General features: G+C 43.1%; 17 protein-coding genes. 10 read left to right on the plus strand and 7 right to left on the minus strand.

The window, feature by feature from the left end; translation table 11 throughout:
- Window positions 1-119: 119 nt before the first annotated feature.
- Together OCV36_RS20125 and OCV36_RS20130 are read left to right on the plus strand one after the other, a co-directional pair.
- Entirely contained in the window at window positions 120-1,025 is a 906-nt protein-coding gene (locus OCV36_RS20125; protein ID WP_135457869.1) for a LysR family transcriptional regulator, read from the plus strand.
- A gap of 262 nt (window positions 1,026-1,287) precedes the next feature.
- Window positions 1,288-2,442 carry a BamA/TamA family outer membrane protein gene (locus OCV36_RS20130; RefSeq protein ID WP_135457871.1) on the plus strand — a complete coding sequence of 385 codons (1,155 nt, stop codon included), beginning with the start codon at window positions 1,288-1,290 and terminating at the stop codon, window positions 2,440-2,442.
- Window positions 2,443-2,522: 80 nt separating this feature from the next.
- Here OCV36_RS20130 and OCV36_RS20135 read toward each other — a convergent pair whose 3' ends face one another.
- The 3 genes from OCV36_RS20135 to OCV36_RS20145 all read right to left on the minus strand — a co-directional run bounded on the left by OCV36_RS20135 (window position 2,523) and on the right by OCV36_RS20145 (window position 7,010).
- On the minus strand, window positions 2,523-3,080 hold the full coding sequence (locus tag OCV36_RS20135) for a PhnA domain-containing protein (protein WP_135457873.1): 558 nt from the start codon (window positions 3,078-3,080) through the stop codon (window positions 2,523-2,525).
- A gap of 224 nt (window positions 3,081-3,304) precedes the next feature.
- A complete protein-coding gene (locus OCV36_RS20140; protein ID WP_135457875.1) occupies window positions 3,305-5,737 on the minus strand; it encodes a VolA/Pla-1 family phospholipase in 2,433 nt (810 codons plus the stop codon).
- Between the two features lie 13 nt (window positions 5,738-5,750).
- Entirely contained in the window at window positions 5,751-7,010 is a 1,260-nt protein-coding gene (locus OCV36_RS20145) for an outer membrane protein transport protein (protein WP_102551362.1), read from the minus strand.
- A gap of 356 nt (window positions 7,011-7,366) precedes the next feature.
- On the opposite strand from OCV36_RS20145, the gene OCV36_RS20150 reads away from it, so the two are divergent.
- Window positions 7,367-8,449, plus strand: a complete 1,083-nt coding sequence (locus OCV36_RS20150) for a site-2 protease family protein (RefSeq protein WP_135457878.1) — start codon at window positions 7,367-7,369, stop codon at window positions 8,447-8,449.
- Between the two features lie 114 nt (window positions 8,450-8,563).
- On the opposite strand, the gene OCV36_RS20155 is transcribed toward OCV36_RS20150, so the two are convergent.
- Window positions 8,564-9,352, minus strand: coding sequence for a M48 family metallopeptidase (locus OCV36_RS20155; RefSeq protein WP_135457880.1), 789 nt, complete (start codon window positions 9,350-9,352; stop codon window positions 8,564-8,566).
- 168 nt (window positions 9,353-9,520) lie between these two features.
- Between OCV36_RS20155 and OCV36_RS20160 the strand changes: the two genes are divergently transcribed.
- The 5 genes from OCV36_RS20160 (at window position 9,521) to OCV36_RS20180 (ending at window position 13,315) form a co-directional block, all read left to right on the plus strand.
- The gene (locus OCV36_RS20160; protein WP_017074330.1) at window positions 9,521-9,946 is read left to right on the plus strand and encodes a hotdog fold thioesterase; all 426 of its coding nucleotides are present in this window, start codon (window positions 9,521-9,523) and stop codon (window positions 9,944-9,946) included.
- Between the two features lie 57 nt (window positions 9,947-10,003).
- Window positions 10,004-10,237 carry a DUF3389 domain-containing protein gene (locus OCV36_RS20165; protein ID WP_004730938.1) on the plus strand — a complete coding sequence of 78 codons (234 nt, stop codon included), beginning with the start codon at window positions 10,004-10,006 and terminating at the stop codon, window positions 10,235-10,237.
- 163 nt (window positions 10,238-10,400) lie between these two features.
- Complete coding sequence (locus OCV36_RS20170; RefSeq protein ID WP_135457882.1) at window positions 10,401-12,092, plus strand: SgrR family transcriptional regulator; 1,692 nt, start codon at window positions 10,401-10,403, stop codon at window positions 12,090-12,092.
- Window positions 12,093-12,122: 30 nt separating this feature from the next.
- The gene (locus tag OCV36_RS20175) at window positions 12,123-13,043 is read left to right on the plus strand and encodes a DMT family transporter (RefSeq protein WP_135457884.1); all 921 of its coding nucleotides are present in this window, start codon (window positions 12,123-12,125) and stop codon (window positions 13,041-13,043) included.
- Window positions 13,044-13,063: 20 nt separating this feature from the next.
- The gene (locus OCV36_RS20180; RefSeq protein ID WP_017074327.1) at window positions 13,064-13,315 is read left to right on the plus strand and encodes a hypothetical protein; all 252 of its coding nucleotides are present in this window, start codon (window positions 13,064-13,066) and stop codon (window positions 13,313-13,315) included.
- A 100-nt stretch (window positions 13,316-13,415) separates the two neighbouring features.
- On the opposite strand, the gene OCV36_RS20185 is transcribed toward OCV36_RS20180, so the two are convergent.
- The gene (locus OCV36_RS20185; RefSeq protein ID WP_135457886.1) at window positions 13,416-14,030 is read right to left on the minus strand and encodes a DUF2238 domain-containing protein; all 615 of its coding nucleotides are present in this window, start codon (window positions 14,028-14,030) and stop codon (window positions 13,416-13,418) included.
- 201 nt (window positions 14,031-14,231) lie between these two features.
- On the opposite strand from OCV36_RS20185, the gene OCV36_RS20190 reads away from it, so the two are divergent.
- Together OCV36_RS20190 and OCV36_RS20195 are read left to right on the plus strand one after the other, a co-directional pair.
- On the plus strand, window positions 14,232-15,071 hold the full coding sequence (locus OCV36_RS20190; protein ID WP_017074325.1) for an isopenicillin N synthase family dioxygenase: 840 nt from the start codon (window positions 14,232-14,234) through the stop codon (window positions 15,069-15,071).
- Between the two features lie 158 nt (window positions 15,072-15,229).
- A complete protein-coding gene (locus tag OCV36_RS20195; protein ID WP_135457888.1) occupies window positions 15,230-15,868 on the plus strand; it encodes a DNA-J related domain-containing protein in 639 nt (212 codons plus the stop codon).
- 172 nt (window positions 15,869-16,040) lie between these two features.
- Here the strand turns inward: OCV36_RS20195 and mrdA are convergent, their stop codons facing one another.
- Both mrdA and OCV36_RS20205 read right to left on the minus strand, forming a co-directional pair.
- Window positions 16,041-17,939: a penicillin-binding protein 2 gene (mrdA, locus tag OCV36_RS20200; protein ID WP_135457891.1), complete on the minus strand. Its 1,899-nt coding sequence runs from the start codon at window positions 17,937-17,939 to the stop codon at window positions 16,041-16,043.
- 249 nt (window positions 17,940-18,188) lie between these two features.
- Complete coding sequence (locus tag OCV36_RS20205; RefSeq protein WP_017074322.1) at window positions 18,189-19,844, minus strand: ABC-ATPase domain-containing protein; 1,656 nt, start codon at window positions 19,842-19,844, stop codon at window positions 18,189-18,191.
- Between the last annotated feature and the right edge of the window lie 20 nt (window positions 19,845-19,864).

Genomic DNA, 19,864 nt, shown 5'->3' on the forward strand with positions numbered 1-19,864 from the left:
AGTAGGTTTTTTTATTTAAACCAGACGAATTCATTTCACTATTATTATTCTGACAAAGTAGATATTTCGTCAACCTGTGATAATTTAAATACATAACGACTAAAAGTAAGCACAACAAAATGAATTTCAGCATTGAACAACTTCTCGCGTTTGTGACTGTCTATGACCAACTGTCTTTCAGCAAGGCTGCGGTTAAGCTTAACAAGCATAGAACAACAATCGGCCAGGTTATTACTAACCTTGAAGACCAACTCGCGGTAAGTCTATTTGAAAGGGTTGGACGATCGGTTAAGCCAACAGAAGATGGCCACCATCTCTATCACTATGCTAAGCAAACGATTGAACAAGCACGCACTTTCGACAAGGTAGCCTTGAGCTTGTCTTATGGCGGTTTGGAAAACATTACTTTTGCTTATTCAAGTGTGATACCTCATCAAATACTTGTGGATATTCGAAAGAAGTTGCGTCGCGATTTCCCGATGATGCGAGTGAATTTTCTAGTACGAAATAAGAAAGACATTAAACAAGGCCTTCAGAGCGGTGAGTATCATTTTGGACTGGTCAACGTGCATGACAGTCGTGGAATACACAGCTTTGATGCCACCTTTTTAGGCCATATAGAATTTTTTCCTTTCGTCCAAAAAAATGGCGAGTTTTCTACTTTAGCAAAAGAAGATGTACTTTTAGCGCTAAGAAATGCGAAGCAGTTTGTCTTAAGATCCTTCATTGAAGAAGGAATGTCCGAAAAAATAACCGTTAGTTCTGACAATGAAGAAGTAGACCAATTAGCGCTAGTTATCAAAATGGTTGAAGCAGGTCTAGGATGGGCACTTCTACCAAAAACGTTCGCTCATTCTGAATTTTCGCATTACGACATCGAACCTATACAATCGTCTGAAATGGAACAAGGATTTAAATTTGGCTTTGCACTGTGGTGCCCTCATTCTAAACAAATTAGTGAAGTTAAGTCATCAGTATTAGCAGTTATCAAAGAAAACGTAGAGCGATTGCTAAAACGAGATTAATGAACCAATAACACAGTTTATTTGCTTATAGAGGCTCATTTATATGAGCCTTTTTCGTATTTATCATCTTTAGAATGATTTGATTTTGTAGGGCTAGATCCTCCATATGAGAGTAGGGCAATACCACAGTTTGACCTATTCTAACCTTGTCGATTAAGGACCCCCTTTATTGGCAATAAGTGTTTAATTTCTATGTTTATTGCAAGGAAGCAAACTTTCGGCCGGGTTTTATTACCCGGCCTTTTTTATTGAGGCCAATCTTATGAATCGCTGTGGCGGCTTTGCTCTTTTTGCTTGCTCTTTGCTTACAATAACGCCTTCCTTGGCATCGTTTTATGATCCTGTTGATGGTCAATTTGATATGGGACATCACATAGCCGAAAACGCTCATGGTTTCTTGCCTATTCCCATTTTAATTACTGAACCTGCGGTGGGCTACGGTGGCGGTGTAGCAGGGTTGTTTTTACATGAAACTGAAGAAGAAAAGCGACAACGAAAGCAGGCTGCTCTTTCTGCCATTGATGGTGGTGCTCAACTTGTACCCTCAGCAATGTCAGTAGTTGGCGCGGTAGGGACAGAGAACGAAACATGGTTTGTACTTGGGGGGCACAGACGTTCATGGATAAATGATTCAATTCGTTACACGGGAGGTGGCGGCTTTGGTGTTGCGAATTTGGATTTGTACACATCAATTAACTGGGGACCGATAGACCATGATCTTAGAATAGGCACATCAACTTCAGTGGCCGTGCTTTCACAAAAGGTACAGTTTAGGATCGGACAGTCGCCTTGGATGTTGGGGATAAAACAGTTACTAGCTAAGTCTGAGATTGAATTTGATAATACGGTTTTAGACCGAATTTTGGGTAATGAATCGGTTACTTCTGGTCTAGGGTTGGAAGCTGAATATGACACAAGAGATAATCTATTTTATCCAACCAAAGGTTACAAATTGTCTGCAGACTACATGGTGTACGACGATGCGATTGGCAGTGATTACAATTACCGCAATTTGAACATAGATGGCGAAGCCTATATCCCAATCACTCAGAAATGGATGCTAGGGTTAGCCGCGAATTATCAAAACTTCGACCAACAAGATCGCCTTGTCTCCCCAACAGCGAAGCCATATGTGTCGTTGCGCGGAGTATCTTCTTATCGCTACCAAGGTGATGAAATTGAAACGATACAGGGGCAGCTCACCTATAGTATTAATCATCGTTGGAAGGTGTCTGGGTTCTACGGTTCTGGTACTGCAAAGCAAGATAATATCGTAAGTCACGATAGCACCATCAATGCTGGAGGTGTTGGTTTCCGATACCAAATTGCAAGACGTTATGGTTTGCATCTTGGAATGGATTACGCGCAGAGCCATGAAGAGCGAGCTATCTATTTTAATGTAGGCAGTGGTTTCTAGAGCAACCCATGAGTTGAAATTCCCCCAAGAAAAAAGGCGCTAACCAGCGCCTTTTTTTTAATCACTTTCTTACAGTAAGATTACTTCTTACGGCAGAACTCAGCGATTACGTACACTGATTGACCGCCGTTTGTTTTACCAGAAACAAGCTTAGGATCGTCACCAACGCTGATACCACGGATAACAGTACCTTGCTTAATCACTTGGTTAGTCCCTTTGATTGGCAGATCTTTGATCACTGTTACGTCGTCACCTTTTTTAAGCTCAACGCCGTTTACATCAAGAGGTTTGTCGTCATCAGACATGCCGATTTGCGCCCAAACAGACGTTTCTTCTTCAAGGTACATCATGTCTAGCAGGTCTTGAGCCCAACCTTCTGCGTTTAGGCGAGTCAGTTGACGCCATGCAGTAACTTGTACTGGCGCTTCTTGGCTCCACATGCTGTCATTTAGGCAACGCCAGTGGTTGATATCTTTCGGATCGTCAATCTCACCAAGGCATTTGTCACATACCATGATGCCGTGATCCACTGTTACGTGGCTGTGTGGCGGAACTGCGTATGCAGTAAGAGAAGAATCAGAACCACATAGTTCACATTTAGATTGGCAGCGTTCTAGCATCGTAGCTTCAGAAGACATAATGGACTCACATTAATTAGGTATTAAATTACGGGGCTATTATCCACTTTATTTGTAATAAAGAAAGAGGTCGTACGGTATTCTGTCTTGATTAATTTTAGCTGAGATCAACCATTTGTGTTTTAAGGTTCTATGCAAACGGTTAACTTGGGACGATGGGGTATCGATAGATACAAAAATGCCAGCGGTTAGGCTGGCATTTTGTATTGATAGAAATAGAGATGCTATTCCAAAACAGTTCCCGCATTTGAAACGGAATCCAATTTGTTGTCCACTAAAAAATCTACAACTTCAGCTTGCATCTCTGCGTAATGAGCTGAATCAAGAGGTGTCGGAGTCGTTGTATCTCTCGGTAATACAAAAGTACTGTGAAAAGCAACATCATTAAACTTAACAAAGTCTTTGGTGCCATTTGGTGTCGTATTACTTGAATCAACAACAGTTAAACCAAGCTTTGTCGCCAAGGGAGTTGTTCCTGCAAACGGAGCGTTTGCCACAGTGTTTGGCACTGTTTCGTCACCTTGCACTTGACCCATGTAAATTGGCATCAGAGTAGGAGCTTCTAGCAAGTAATCAGCATTTGTGTAAGGGTCAATGGTATCTAACACGGTTTGTGCCGCATACGCGAACTGTTGAAAAGCGGCTGTCATGGTTGCTTTCTGTGCTGCAGTCGCGTTTGCTTCAAACGTTTGGTAGCACTGCTTACTAGAAAGGCTTCCACAGTTTGCGGTTGCGAAACCTGCGTATTCAGTTGAAGCGCTCAATGCAACGCTGTGCTTAACTTGAGGACCAAACTCTGTAGAACCCAGTAGAAGGTTAGATATCTGACCGCCTGAGTTTTCTATAGCTGCTGCACTGAATGAATAAAGCGAATTAGCTGCGACACTACCGAGCGTACGGTTAGAGGCTGCAACTGCAGTCGTTCCAACAATACCGCCTAGTGAGTGACCTAGAAACTTAACTTGCGAGCCTTTGGTTAAATCAAAACCTTTAAGTGGTGACGCGCCTAACAATGTTGCTTGTGATGATACGGCTAAAGCCGCGCGTAAGCCCATTACATCAAGCGCACTTTGGCGCACGTTATCGCGAGCGACGGGTAAGTTCGCTAAGTTTAGATAAGCCAGAACGTCAGCGTTTGCCGAACGAGTATCATCCAAACTACGTGTACCGTGGAGCGGTAAGTCAATCGCTAAAACAGCTGTTCCGGCTCGTGCTAAGTTGTAGGCAAATGCGTAAGCGTTTTCTTTCGCTGAGGTGATACCGTGTTGGTAGATCACTACATTAGCAGGATCAGAACCATTCGGTGTAAACAACAAGAATTCAACAGCTTCCAATGATTTAACTTGTGGGATAGGAGAGTACTTGGTGAGCACTCTTTCAATATCAAGCGGTGAGCCGTCAGCCAGCGTTAAATTTAAACCGATTAACTTCAGCTGTTCAATTTGACTCGTCGCTAATATGCTTGTGTCGATGCCTGCAGCAACTAACTGGGCTGCCATATTGGCTTGCTCGGCACTATTACTTAAAGCATTTGAGACCTTAGCCAGGCTAGGCATACCCGATTCGAATGGCTGTGCATTCCATTCAGTAGCACTTGTTTCTAGATAATAAGGTAATTGAACGAAACCTTGGCTAACATCAACATTGTCAGTGGCACCGTACATAAATTCGATGGCTCCTTTGGCTTTCGCGATTGTTGCTGCTTCTCCGCCGCCAATGTATTTGTCAAAATCAACATCGTTAGTTAATGCGGTTTTGAACGTTTCAGTAGAAACAAACTGCATTGCGTAAGCTGTTGTAAGGTCGACAGAATTAGGGTTTGCACTGCCTTTCCAGACACCATTAAGGTTTGCAGATGCTAATCCTGTTGCGGTTGCAGCCTTTGTTGCGAAAAGAGAGCTGCCAACCGATTCGGTTGTAAACCACGTCGAATAGATGATGTCTTTGCTATCAAGGCTAACCTTGCCGGCTGCATTAGCCCCTGCAAAGATTGTCTCTACACCCTGAGTTACCTTCTGCGCTTGAGCAAGGCTACCTTCTGTGTAAGTTACTGCACTCGATTTCAGCGCAGCATAACTTGCCGACATGCCAACAGGATCGCCATTAACATCCGTTAGTTCATTGGAAAGTGACAATACGTATTCACTTGAAGCATCTAAGGAATCATTGAACACAATTGTGAATGTGTCAGTTGAGGCGCTAGATAGAACGTTGAAGTCGGTACCTAGGGTCAATACTCCAGCAACACTTGGTGCGGTTTCAGAAGTAAGTGAGCCGCTAAGTTTTAGTAGGTAAACACCACCAGTTGCGACACCATCAGCTAAACCAGTACCTTCAAAGTCCATGATTATTGGCATTGAGGTAGACCAACCATCCATTGTATTCATTGCTGCAATAGGGTTGGTTAATGAGTCATTGCCACTAGTTGGCAAGCCAAGTGTACCGTCGGTAGCATCCATTAACGCGAAACTAGGAAGAGGAACAGCAATATCAGCCCCCGTTAATTGAAACTTGATGCTCGTCGCTTGTGCGAGTGAATCTTGAATGTATTGCTCATATTGAATCGTTGTTGATGCACCTGAACTCGAAGAGTCATCACCACAACCTGCAAGAAACATTGCTGACGCAAGCAGCGAAACATTAAATAACTTTTTCATGTTTTAATTCCGTTTAGTTGAAGGTGTAGTTCATTTGAATCGCAGATAGATAAGCAACTGCATCACCAGAGAATTCAAGTTCCTGACCAAGTTCATTGGTTTCAGTGAAATCACCTTCTTTACTTTGAACAAGAGCGAAACCAGCATCGATCGAAAGGTTAGGGCTGTATTGATAAGTCAAACCTGCGCTGTACCAGAAACGGTCGCTGTCAGGGATGCTTAATGTGGCTTCACCAGCTTGCTCGTCATAAGCCAAACCAGCTCGTAAGGTCCATTCTTGGTTCAACTGGTAAGTTGCACCCAGTGAGTAACGGTTATTGTCGTCGTAGTCTTCAGTCTTTTTAAAACACTCGCCATTTGCACAATCTGAACTCGTCGCTTTAAGCTCTTTAAAGCTACTCCATCCAGTTTGTTGCCAGCCGTAGTGAATCGCCCATTGATCGGTCAATTGGTGGAAAGCTGAAATTTCAATAATTGAAGGCAACGTGATCTTTAAACGGCCAGTTGTCGTCGTAGCACTGCCTTGCACGATGCTGCCCGTGTAATCAGTAAAGTCACCATCATCAAAGTCGAGGTCTACCTCTGAACGATAAGCGATAGAGAATCGGTTGTTTTCATTCAGTTCATATAACGCACCTACGTTCCAACCAAATGCAAATGTTTCACCTGTCATGCTGATCAGTTTTGTAGAGGCAGAGTCACCAGTAATGTTCGAGATAGAGCCTTGGTGACGGTTAAGTTCAGCCTCGGCGTAAACAAGGTTTGCACCCGCACCGACACTAAATTGATCATTAATACGATAAGCGACATTAGGGTTTACGTTTACTGATATCAGTGAAGTGTCACCAGCAAGGTCGCCCGCATAAATATCATCTGGGTAATCGGTAGCAACTCCATAGTTAGAGAACATACCTATACCCCAAGCCCACTTGTCATTGATTGGGCTGATGTAGTAAGCCGCAGGTACAACCTGAAGAGGAGCAACATCTTTAGAGGTTTGGCTTTGACCACCAGAACCTGGGACGTTGTTTTGTGTGATGTCTACCTCTGGATCAACGATAGAAACCGCGCCTGAAAACTGGGCTGTATCAAATAGGGTCATTGCGGCGGGGTTTCTCGCTAGTACACTCGCGTTATCAGCTACCGCACCTTCACCAGAGAATGCACGTCCAAGACCTGAAGCAGAATGTTCAGCAACTTGGAAACCAGCAGCAAGTGAATTGCATGCAAATAGCACAGAAAGTGAAACGAGAGAGCGTTGTATTGTTTTCATCCTTGACCCTCCTAGGGCATCAAATCTCATTCTTATTGTTGAAAATACAGGGAGCATTCTTGTTAGTGATGCTCTTATGTGAATGATATGTTAAATACATGTTTCATGCAAAGTCAAAGAATGAGTTGTCATTTTGTGAAGTTATGTTTTAAGGGGGCGGGACTTTAGCACTAATAATATAATTACAATCAATGGTTTATTTGTGGTTGGAGGTGTGACCAGAATGTTTATACACACTATGGGTATAAATAGTGTTCAATTGCTCAATATGTAACAACTTTGTTTATGTTTACCGTTAATCGCTAAATCGGCATAATGTTCATTCATTTGGAACGTCATTAAATTGGAATTTTAGTTTGGAATTACTCGCGATAGAGTTTCTTGGTAAACCGCTTCGTTTAGAGGGGTCAATGGCAGGGTGGCAACAGTTATTTTGGAATAACACATTGGTGTCTCAGTTAGATGCGACCACAGATCAAGATGATGCGAGAACGCATACTTTTACGCTGCGATCTGGCGAAGATACGTTGCAGTGTCACGTAGAGGCATTGGTTCAATGGCAACCATTTGAGATGACGTACAAAGCGTCGGTTAATGACCAAATCATCACCGAAGGCAATCGCAACACTAAAGATATCGAGCAACAAACACCCGTTGTAGCACCTAAGTCAGAAAAGCGTTTTAGCTTAATAGGGTTAGTGTCACTCGGTATGAAAGCCCTCAAGAGTGCCAAACTAATTAAGGTAGTACTCGCCTCTGCGAGTTTAGCGGCTTACTCATGGCTTTTTTCAATTCAGTTCGCTTTGGCCTTGATTGCTTGTCTAATGTTTCATGAATATGGTCATATCAGAGCGATGAAGTACTTTGGTATGAAGACCAAAGGCATCTATTTAATCCCATTCCTTGGTGGCTTGGCGTTATCGGACGAAAAGATTAATACACGCTGGCAAGACGTGGTTATCTCGATTATGGGACCACTGTTTGGGTTGATATTGTCGTTGGTGTTTATGGTGTTGTACTGGGCGACGGGTGAGATGTTCTTTGCTGGGCTTGCGGTATTTAATGCCTTGTTAAACCTGTTCAATCTACTGCCGATCTTGCCTCTTGATGGCGGCCATGTGCTGAAAAGTATCAGCTTTTCGATGAACAGCGTGCTTGGCATTGTGCTTTGTGTTGCAGCAGCGGTTGCTGGCGTCGTATTGAGTTACCAACTGAACTTAACCTTGTTTGGTTTCTTATTGATCATGGGCAGTGTTGAAATTCTATTCGAATGGAAAGGACGGCATCACAGTCATTTATTGCCTTTAGACAAATACGGCCAAGTCGTATCATTCCTTTGGTATGCGGGCTTAGTGAGTAGTTTAATCGGCGTTATCTGGTACTTTGCATCAACTGGCGATCAGTTATTAAGCTTACCGCTCCAAATTCTAGGCACTTAATCTGCAAGTTAACGTGGTTCGAATAACTCGTTAGCTTGATTCACTAAAAACGCCCTAACCAATATGGATAGGGCGTTTTTGTATTTGAGGCTCTAAATTTAATCTAGCATCAGGTTACGCTTTGCAATTTGGCCTTGATGTTCCAGATTGAGGTAACGTTTTTATTTTCGCTTGCAGATCTTTAATACGCGTATTGTGGGAAGGGTGCGTAGAAAGTAATTCGGGAGGTTGGTTCCCACCTGATGCTTTCGCCATGTTTTGCCACAAATCGACACTTTGTTTTGGATCGAACCCAGCTTGAGCCATGTACTCTAAGCCTACAATATCGGCTTCAGACTCTTGAGTTCGGCCATAAGGTAGAACAACACCGTATTGAACACCTAAGCCTAACGCAGCCATCGTCATACCCTGATACTGTTTGTATTCTGATGCGCCTAGCGCGACGCTAGTAATAGATAAGCCCGTATTAGCGATTTGAGACTGAGATAGACGCTCATTACTGTGGTCAGCGAGAACGTGAGCCACTTCGTGTCCGATAACCGTTGCGAGTTGGTCTTGATTAACTGCAACATTGAGTAAACCAGTGTATACGCCAATTTTTCCACCAGGTAGCGCAAATGCATTGACTTGGTCGCTATCAAAAACAACGACCTCCCATTCACTAAAGCCTTGCTTAGGAATGTGTTGAGTAATACTGTTCGCTACACACTGAACATATGCGTTGGTTTTTGCATCTTTACTGATCGGCTGTTCTTTCTTCATTTGTTCAAAAGATTGCGCTCCAAGCTGAGACATATCTTTATCTGAAAAAAGCAGCAATTGGTTTCTTCCTGTTGGGGAAGCGCTACATGCTGTCAGGCCTGCAAGTGTGAGAAGCGAGGCAAACTTCGTCCATGACGTCATACAATATCCTCTGTGTATTCGGTTTTTATGCATGTTAACATCAACTTGCGTAATATCTAATAGCTGTAAGATAACTATTGTATTTAAGAGCATTGTTATCGTTAAGAACACCATTAACGTCAATCAATCTGCTCACGTACTAACAAAGTCAATAATTAAGGAACCCACATGAGTATTTGGAAAAAGCCCGTTGACCTAGATACCTTCAACGCGACCTCAAAAAACACCTTAATTGAGCACCTCAACATTGTTTACACCGAAGTTAACGATAATTCTTTGGTGGCAACGATGCCTGTTTGTCACTTTACACACCAACCATTAGGTATGCTTCATGGCGGCGCGTCCGTCGTTTTAGCTGAAACGTTGGGTTCACTCGCGGCAAACTTTTGCGTTCCTGATGGTTACTATTGTGTAGGGTTAGATATTAATGCTAACCACGTTCGATCGATGCGTGAGGGGCATGTAATCGGCACTGCCGAGCCCATTCACCTTGGCGTATCTACCCAAGTATGGCAGATAAACATCACTGATGAGCGTCAACGCTTGGTGTGTACAAGCCGCTTAACCATTGCGGTTAAGAAGCACAAGCGTTAAATGAATTCGTAATATTTAACCTGTAATTATATTTAAGATAAGCATTTTGAGAAACAGATGGTCATAACGTTTAAAAGTGGAAAAGTTATTGCAACGGCACATGAACTGGTTGTTCGCCTAGATGGAGAGCATAGGGTGACATTACAAGCTCAAGTTGATGCAATTCAATTGATTGGAAAAGGGGCAAATGTTATTTCAGCCAATGGTTCTGAATGCAAATGGTCGATTAAGTTAGACAATGAACAACAGCTCCGCGACATAGCCAATGAAATCGGCTGCGATGTGATGTAATTACCGGCTATAACAGCGTTTATTCAAGCCTTTGTCTTCCTGCTGAGGTTACTCAACCGACTCACATTCATAATCTCTTCGCAAAAAATTATAAGTTCGATTGATTTTGACTCGTAAAATAGGGAAACTGAATTTAATATCCTTTGAATAAGTTTTCCTCTTTATGAGTAGCCCGAGACTTCGCGTTCAATTTGAAACCCTGTTTGAGTACTTTGACGGTAAAGATTCTAATGTTCAGTTAGACGACATTACCGATGTTCTCTGTTGTACGCGCAGAAATGCCCGAATGGTGCTTAACAAACTCGAAGAAGAGGGGTGGGTAGAGTGGCTACCTGCTGCGGGGCGAGGTAAATTATCTCAACTTATCTTTAAGCAGAATCGTTGCGATGTAAGTGAAAACTTAGCACGCCGCTACTTAGAAGAGGGTAAAATTGGGCAAGCACTGTCGGTACTTGACCACAATGCAGCCAAGCTTACTCAAGTTATTCAAAATTACTTGGGCGTACAGTATCAAGAAGGTGAACAAGTTATTCGTTTGCCTTACTACCGTCCACTTTCCATGCTTAACCCAACTAAATCGATGCGACGTTCTGAACAACACATCACGTGTCAGGTGTTCAGTGGGTTAACGCGTCTCGATGAGAACGATCAGCTACAGCCTGATCTTGCGCATTCATGGCAAAAGATTGACGACCACCAATGGCGATTCTTCTTGAGACCGGGCGTTCGTTTTCATAACGGAGAACCGTTGTTAACCAGCCACGTTGTGGATACGCTTCTTTTGCTCGAACCACTCAATATGTTCTCTCATATTAAAGATGTCTCATCACCGGCCAATTGCGTGGTTGATGTCTTTCTAACGCGTCCAGATAAGTATTTTCCCCTCGCGCTCACTGAATCGGTCGCTAAAGTCACCTTACCGATGATTTTACGTGGAGAAGACTATGATATTCGTCCTATTGGTACTGGCCCTTATCGCATTGAAAAGAACGATGAAAAGCAACTGGTATTAACGGCTTTCAACGGATACTTTGGTTTTAGACCGCTGATTGATCGCGTTGAAGTTTGGGTAGTCGATGAAGCTTATTCATCAATGGTTTACCCAAGCCTCTCTAAACCAGTAATGGCAGATCGTGGTGATAGCGATGAAGTTGAACTTGATCCGGGTTGTACGTATTTACTATTGAATAGAAAGAAGGGCATCGCTCAAGATCCTGCATGGGCTCAGTTTCTATCTAACGCGTTGAATGCAGCTGATCTGTTTGTACATATTCCGAAAGAGACGGTTATCGACTTGGGTGTACTGCATGCTTACGGAATCAAACCCGGTTGGTATGACATCAAGTTAAAAACACCAGTTTGTCCACCAGCAAGCGCTAAACCAACCATAAGATTGGCGTACCAATGTCAACACCCAATGTTTCCAACGCTTGCCAAAGCCATCGTTACCGTATTGAAGCAATATAATGTCGACGTAGAACTTCACGGTTACGAAATTGACCCTCCACACGCCGACAATGTTGATATTTGGATTAACCCTATGGGTATCGCCAATAACCGAGATGATGCGTTGGCCGGTTGGTTAATGGATTACAGTTTTCTTGATGAGTCTAGCCCTGAGGAAGATTTTGACCAATGGTGTCACATGATTGATCGTTGGCGCTCAGGTGAGTTCGACCAATTCCCAGCAAGGCAATTGGGTAAGCAACTAGTACAAAGTAACCAGTTGATACCGATGTTCCACTGCTGGTTAGGTGTGAACAAAGATCAGTGTGGTACGTTGCAAAACGCTAAATGCAATGCATTAGGTTGGTTCGATTTTAGCCAAGTTTGGGTTAAGCCAGAAGTTGATTGAAACCCAAGAATACTCAATTAGGACAAAACGATGCAAACTGTGATGATCACATTTATTACGCTGGTGGCATTTGCTGCCAATTCAGTGTTGTGTCGCTGGGCATTAATGGATCAAACGATTGATCCTTTGAGTTTTTCGATCGTGCGTATTTTATCTGGTGCAGGTACATTGCTGATCTTATTAACTTTATCCTTCCAATCTAAACCCAGACCTAAGCCTGATTTTGATGTATCTGCCAAAGTTACATCAACTTATGCAAAGCTCCAGTCTCAGTTTCAACTCACCTCAATATTGTCACTGCTCGTTTATATGTTTGGTTTTTCGTTCGCTTACTTAGAGCTTGGAGCAGGGCTCGGAGCACTGGTGTTGTTTGTCGCAGTACAATTTACAATGATCGCCGCGCATTTATTCTCGGGAAACAGAATGTCATCGCTTGAGTGGTGCGGTTGTTTGTTGTCTGTCGCCGGTCTCGTTTACTTACTCATGCCGACTGAATCTACACGATCTCCAGATCTAGTCTCTATTATATTGATGTCGCTAGCCGGGGTTGGGTGGGGTGTTTACACGTTGGCAGGAAAGAAATCTTCAAACGCACTGCAATCGACGACCGCTAACTTTGGATTTAGCTCGCTAGTTATCCTTGTAGGTTTAAGCTTTCTAGTTGTAATACCTAATGCAATGCCTCAAGTGTCTATCAGTGAGCAGGGTTTGATTTACGCGGTAATATCAGGATCTGTCGCTTCTGGTGTGGGTTATAGCTTGTGGTATTACGTTGTGAAAAAGCTCAATACCGTGGTGGCGTCTATTGCGCAGCTTTCTGTGCCGGTTATCGCGACGCTTGGCGGCGTCTTATTGTTGTCTGAACCCGTAACCATTCAGTTTGTTATCTCATCAACGGTTATTTTACTCGGGATAAGCCTGGTTCTTATCGCTCCAAAACTTAACAAATAGCGAGTAACCCATTAATTTCCATGGCTAAACCAAACAAGAAACAACCAACCAAAACGGTTCAGATTTTCTGTGCGAAATGCAAAGCTCAACTTTTTAAGTATCGAAAGGGAGGCAAAGGCGCGCTCGTCAAGTGCTTTAAAGAGCGCATCGTTGAAGATTTCACAAAAGAGCCGTGTATCTGTCCTGAATGTGGAATTGAATTTGCGCGCGATACCTTAGTTCGAGGCACTCCTGCTTACAAGTTCATCGGCGGCAAAGTGACTATGAAGTAAACGCTAGCTATAAAATGAAAGTTTACGATGAAATAAAAAATGCCACAGCACATAACGTGTGTGGCATTTCAAATCTGTTTTTGAAGTTCAGGATCAAAGGCTAATATGAATGAGTTCTGACTCGCCCTTGAAGCTTAAGCAGTAGTAAGGAAACTACTGCTCCGGTTGTATCGCAAAGCATGTCTTTCTGTGCATCCCAAATATCACCTTGTGAACCAAGGAATGCGATACCTTCATCACCACCTGCAATCTCCGCATACCACCACTCTATAATCTCGTAACCTGCGGCAACACTCATGATCGCAAATAAGGCAAAGAAACATGACAGTACCGGTTGAGCCAGTTTCTTACGAATTAAATACTCAGCGAGCGGGTAAGCGTAAAGGCCAATAGAGAAATGCGCGACACGGTCAAAGTTATTACGCTCAGAACCGATCATATTGTTAAACCAATCGAATGGCACTTCAGCGAACGTATATTTTGCGCCAATCGTGTGCAAGACGAGCCAGATAAACATCAAACCGTAAGCGGTTTTTGAAAACGTTAGTTTTGTGGATAACCACCAGATCCCGATGAGAATACATAATGCAGGCACAATCTCAGCTATCCACACAGCTCGGGATACGGGAGCAAATGCAGAAAATAAAAAAATGACCAAATAGAATGAAGTTAATGCAAGTAAAGGTCTATTTTGAGCAAGAGGCGTAGTTGTCATATCGAGATCTCTCATCGAAGTTTTTAATAGTGTTACATAATAATGAACAGCGTTCAATTGTGGTCAAATTACTAAACTTGTTGAAAACTGGCGTTATCGCCCAGTATCTAGACAAACGGTTGCGAGAGTTTCATAAAAGTTTGATTTACGACAAGGCGAACCATAAAATCCCTCTATAAATACATAACAAGAAAGAAAGTCATGAAACTGGAAACTGTCGATTATCTTGCTGACGATGCAGCAGAACAATTTGTTCGCTCTCTACGTGAAACTGGATTTGGTGTTTTGAAAAACCACCCAATCCCAAAAGAGCTTGTTGAGTCTATTTACGAAAACTGGTACCAATTCTTCATTTCAGAAGATAAAGAAAACTTCCATTTCAATGTTGAAACACAAGATGGATATTTTCCACCTTCAGTGTCGGAAGTTGCAAAGGGCCACACTGTAAAAGATATTAAAGAGTACTTTCACGTATACCCTTGGGGCCAGATCCCTGAACAGCTGAAAGAACAGATTCTAGATTACTACCAACGTGCTAATGCTTTCGCTCAAGAGCTATTAGGTTGGGTTGAAGCGCATGCTCCTAAAGAAGTACAAGAGAAGTTCTCAATCGCGCTTTCTGAAATGATTAACGGTAGCGAACAAACACTGCTTCGCGTTCTTCATTACCCGCCAATGCAAGGCGATGAAGAGCCGGGTGCTATCCGCGCAGCAGCACACGAAGACATTAACCTGCTTACCGTTCTTCCTGCTGCAAACGAACCTGGCCTTCAAGTTAAAGCTCAAAACGATGAGTGGTTAGATGTTCCATGTGATTTCGGTAATATGATTATCAATATCGGTGACATGCTTCAAGAAGCGTCAGGTGGTTACTTCCCATCAACGACTCACCGTGTAATCAACCCATCAGGCGAGCGCCAAGAGAAGTCGCGTATTTCTCTACCGCTATTCTTACACCCGAAACCAGAAGTTGTGTTGTCAGAAAACTACACTGCGAATGAATACCTGATGGAACGTCTGAGAGAACTTGGCGTTATCTAGTTAGGGAAACTTCATATTCCAAAGGGCCAGCTTAATGCTGGCCTTTTCTTTATATAGTCTAACTGATTGAAATTTATTTGATTTGAAACTCGACAAACAGCCATAAATCGCTTTCAATTAAAATACTTCAATGCATCTGATAATGATACGACTTAATTATGTTAGATAAGCTAAATTCATCGAGCCATCAAGATATAAGCCTCAGTTTTCAAGCTCATATGGAAAACCCTTTGCTTTGGCCGATTATGGAAGTGCTTAAGCAAAAGCCAAGCGGCTGGAAAGTACACACATTGGCGGTTCACCTTAACGACCTTGGATTTGTGCCGGTGCTAGACCCAGCGCCTGAGAAAGAGTTGTTTAAAAAGAACTTCCTCATCATGAATGCGCTTTATCAGCTTCAAGAAACCTTACACCCTGATGGTTGGCTACAAGTCCAAGCGATGGACATTGAATTGATGAATGGTCGGTATCACGGAAGCAGTCACAGCATCGATCATCAAGACCCACTGCGAGAATACTACATTAATTGGGTTAACTATGAAGCGGACGAGGGCGAAGTCAAAAGGCTGCTGAACGAGTTCTGGACTCGGTACAGAAAGTTTGTCGGTGGTGATGAACTCGATATGGATAGAAGCCGAGCGTTAAATTTGTTTGAGTTACCGTTGGACGCGACTCACCATGAGATTAGAAAGCGATGGCGACAATTGGCTTTGCGCTGGCATCCAGATCGGGACGAGGGAAATACGGCGAAATTCCAGACGCTCTGTGAAGCATGGAATGTATTACGAAGCTCGTAATCGAAAGTAACTCTTATTGCGCGGTTTATGACCCTTTAGATAAAGTGAAATTTAGGCCCTAATATATAAAATTGAAAAGCCCCACATTGTGAGTGACACAAGTGGGGCTTTGTCGTCATTACGCTATGTTCTGTAACTATATTAAGCGTCGTTACTACTTCATTTAATGGTGCTACGACTGGTCTTTGCTTTCACCACTTTTATGCTCAAATGCATAATCGAGTACTTTACGGATATATGGCGCGCCAACTTTTGAACCGCCGTTGCCGTGCTCAATGACCACCGTCGCGACATACTCAGGGTGCTCGTAAGGTGCGAAAGCCGTGTAAAGCGCATGGTCGAGTAAATGCTTAGCCAACTTCTTCGAGTTGTAGACCTGATCTTTCGCAAGATCAAATACTTGTGCCGTACCTGATTTTCCGCCGCTAGTGTAGTTGGTTCCCTTAAATGCGCGTCTACCGCTACCTCGACTACCGTGGTTTACCAGTCTCATTGCATTGATGGGTACATCCCATATTTTGTCAGGGACTTCAGTGATAGAAGGCATAGGTTCAGGTGTAACGAGTTGTTGTGTGTCAAAATCTTCCCCGTGATCTAACGTTGCTCGCAGAATATGCGGGGGCATGACTTTGCCATGATTGATCAATACCGACGTTGCTTTAGCTAATTGCAGAGGTGTCGAAGTCCAATAACCTTGACCAATACCGATCGGGACTGTATCACCCTGATACCAAGGAGTACGGTAGCGCATCATTTTCCAATCACGAGTCGGCATGTTGGCGTTACTTTCTTCATAGATATCAATACCCGTTGGTTTACCAAAACCAAAACGATTCATCCATGCCGAAATACGATCAATACCTAAATCAAAAGCGGTTTGATAAAAGAATGAATCAACGGACTCTTCTATGGCTTGCGTCACATCGACAGGCCCATGTCCCCAGCGTTTCCAATCTCGCCAAGCTTTAGAGTTTGGTTTAGAACCCGGTATTCGCCAAATACCATGGTCGTTACGAATAGTGTTTTCCGAAATAACATGCTCTTGCAACCCAGCGACCGCCATAAACGGTTTAACGGTAGAAGCGGGGGGATACACGCCTAATGTTGTTCTGTTTACCAATGGGTGGGCTGGATCGTTCAATAAAGCTTGATAATTCTTAGTCGAAATACCATCAACGAACAGGTTTGGATCGTAGCTAGGGCTGGATGCCATCGCTAAAACACTATTATCTTTAGGATCAAGAATCACAGCGCTGCCAGTGCGATTATCGAGTTGTTCGAACACGTATTTTTGTAGCTCGATGTCGATATTCAAGACAATGTCTTTACCCGCGACTGGCGGCACATATTGAATAGTTCTCACGACACGACCACGGCTGTTGACTTCTACCTCTTGGTAGCCTTTCTGCCCGTGGAGTAGATCTTCGTAATATCTTTCTACACCAAGCTTACCAATGGTTGTAGTGGCTTGATAGTTCGATTCTTTGCCTTGCTCTTCCAGTTTTCTTAGGTCGCTGTCATTGATATGTGCGACATACCCTAAAACATGGGTTAACACTTCACCGCTAGGGTAATAACGCTTTAGGCTAGTATCGATTGATAAACCGGGGAATTGATATTGATGAACAGAAAACTTAGCGATCTCTTCTTCAGTGAGGTTTTCCATTATTGTCACTGACTTAAAGCGACGAGTGTTGTGGTAACGCTTTTTGAAACGGACGATTTGCTCATCATTGAGCGGAATGAATTTGTTGAGCTTATCGAGCATTACCTCAACGTCATCAGTTTTCTCTGGAATCATGGTTAGATCAAAGACGAGCTGGTTTTCAGCCAATAACACTCCATTGCGGTCGTATATCAATCCTCGAGTAGGAGCGATAGGCAACACTTTAATCCGGTTACCATCGGCGCGGGTCTGGTAACTTTCAAAACTTTGTACTTGAAGCCTATAAAGGTTTCCAACTAAGACGAGCGTAAAGAGTAAAATCCCGATAAATGCAACGGCTACTCGGTTTCTAAACAGGTTTACTTCTCTTTTATGGTCACGCATTTTTACGCGTTTGTGGTTCATCAAAACCTCAGTTCGTTACATTTGGTTACACTTGTCGAGGCAGGACTTTATCTGAATATCACTATGGCTTTGTAAAAGCTATGTCATGATTTATAAGATAATACGAGATAACTAATGTAACGAGGGTAACTAAACTGAGTTAGTCGCGGGTGGGGTGGAGATTCACGAGAAGAGTTATTAAATATAGGAGAAAAAACGGCCCTCAAAAATGAGAGCCGCAGTTCTGGATTATAGATGCTTAGGTAAAATTTAGTTCGAAGGTTTGAACTGAGATTTACGCATTCTGTTTAGCGCAGCCATTACATCCAATACTCTTGGTTTCGCTAAGTCGCCGTAGTTTGGCATGTTCACGTGCCACTCATCGCTTAAGATAGCGCTAAACTCTTTAGCAGGGTTGTTTGACCAACCTGGGGTTTGTGCAAACTGGAACCATGCCCAACCAATCGCGTTAACTTCTGATGTTGACTCTAACTGCTCTAATGCAGAAAGGTCCGCAAATTCCTTACCAAAACGTAATGACTCTTTACCTTTCGCGTTAACACGGAATTTACCGTCAGTAAGAATATTCATCAGTGCTGCGCGGTTCAACGAGCGAGGAACAAAAGTTTCTAATGCCGTCTCACATTCATTAGTTCGCTGAGTAGGGTGTTGAGCTATCACTTCTTGTGCTTTTTCAGTTACGTCTACCGCTTGGTAGTCGTGCATTTGAATCACAGTGTCTGCCACATCTAAGTAATCGCCAGAACCGCCCATTACCACGATAGTTGAGATGTCCATCTCTTCACGAAGTTGTCCAATACGATCAACAAGTGGAGTGATTGGTTCAGCCCCTTTAGATACTAGCGCTTGCATACGTTCGTCACGAATCATGAAGTTAGTCGCTGACGTGTCTTCATCAATAAGTAGTGTTTGAACGCCTGCTTCAATTGATTCTTGTAACCAAGCCGCTTGTGATGTCGAACCAGACGCATCTTGTGTGCTGAAATCAGACGTGTCTTTTTGCATAGGTAAATGGTTGATGTAGTTTGAAAGGTTCAAGTTATGGACACATCGACCATCTTCTGCGCGGATCTTCATAGTATCAGTAGCAGTCACAATACCTTCACGACCATCGCCTGGAATATGGTTGTAGATAGAACGTTCAACGGCGTTCAATAACGTAGATTTACCATGGAAACCACCACCAACGATCAGTGTGATACCTTTAGGAATGCCTAAACCAGTCACATCACCTTGGTTTGGTGTGTTTAACGTAACACTCAAAGACTCTGGTGCTAGGAAAGGAACCGCGCCTTTCATTGGTAAATCGCAGTTACCCGCAATACGAGGTAATACGCTGCCATTTGCTACGAATGCCGTTAGGTTGTTTTCTTCCAATTGAGCGCGCAATGCGTCTTGGTCTTCAACGGCTTCACAATGTTTAATCATCGCTTCGATGTTGAGTTCGCGTTCCAGAGTTGCGCGACGAATAAACTTAGGCAAATAGAACGTAATGATGTTGATTGCTTTCTTTGCAAGAATACTACGACCATCAGCTGGTAGGTTGATACGAAAACGAATTTCGATACCGTGCTCGGTGAAAACCACAGATGTGTTATCTAAAACAGTTTGACCTGTTAGAGCGATAGACACTGTCGTTTCTTGCTTGGCAAATTCAGAGAAGCTACGTGCAATGAAATCACGTGCTGCTACTTGGTATTCGTAAGACTTTTCTTTAAGCCAATCTAACCCTGTTAACGACCAAGCACGTGTTGCGCGAAAACGCGAAGAAGATGCATAAGGGTCACCTTGAACGTGGTCGATGTGTAATTCGAAATCAGCAAAGTCGTATTGACCTTTAATTTGTTGATATGCGCGGAAGTTTTGTTTTTCGAGCTTTTTAAGCTTTGCAGTCAACTGATCCATAACGAGGAATGCCTATATAA

Origin of the sequence: Vibrio echinoideorum (genome assembly GCF_024347455.1) — a bacterium.
In the GTDB taxonomy this organism is placed as follows: domain Bacteria; phylum Pseudomonadota; class Gammaproteobacteria; order Enterobacterales; family Vibrionaceae; genus Vibrio; species Vibrio echinoideorum.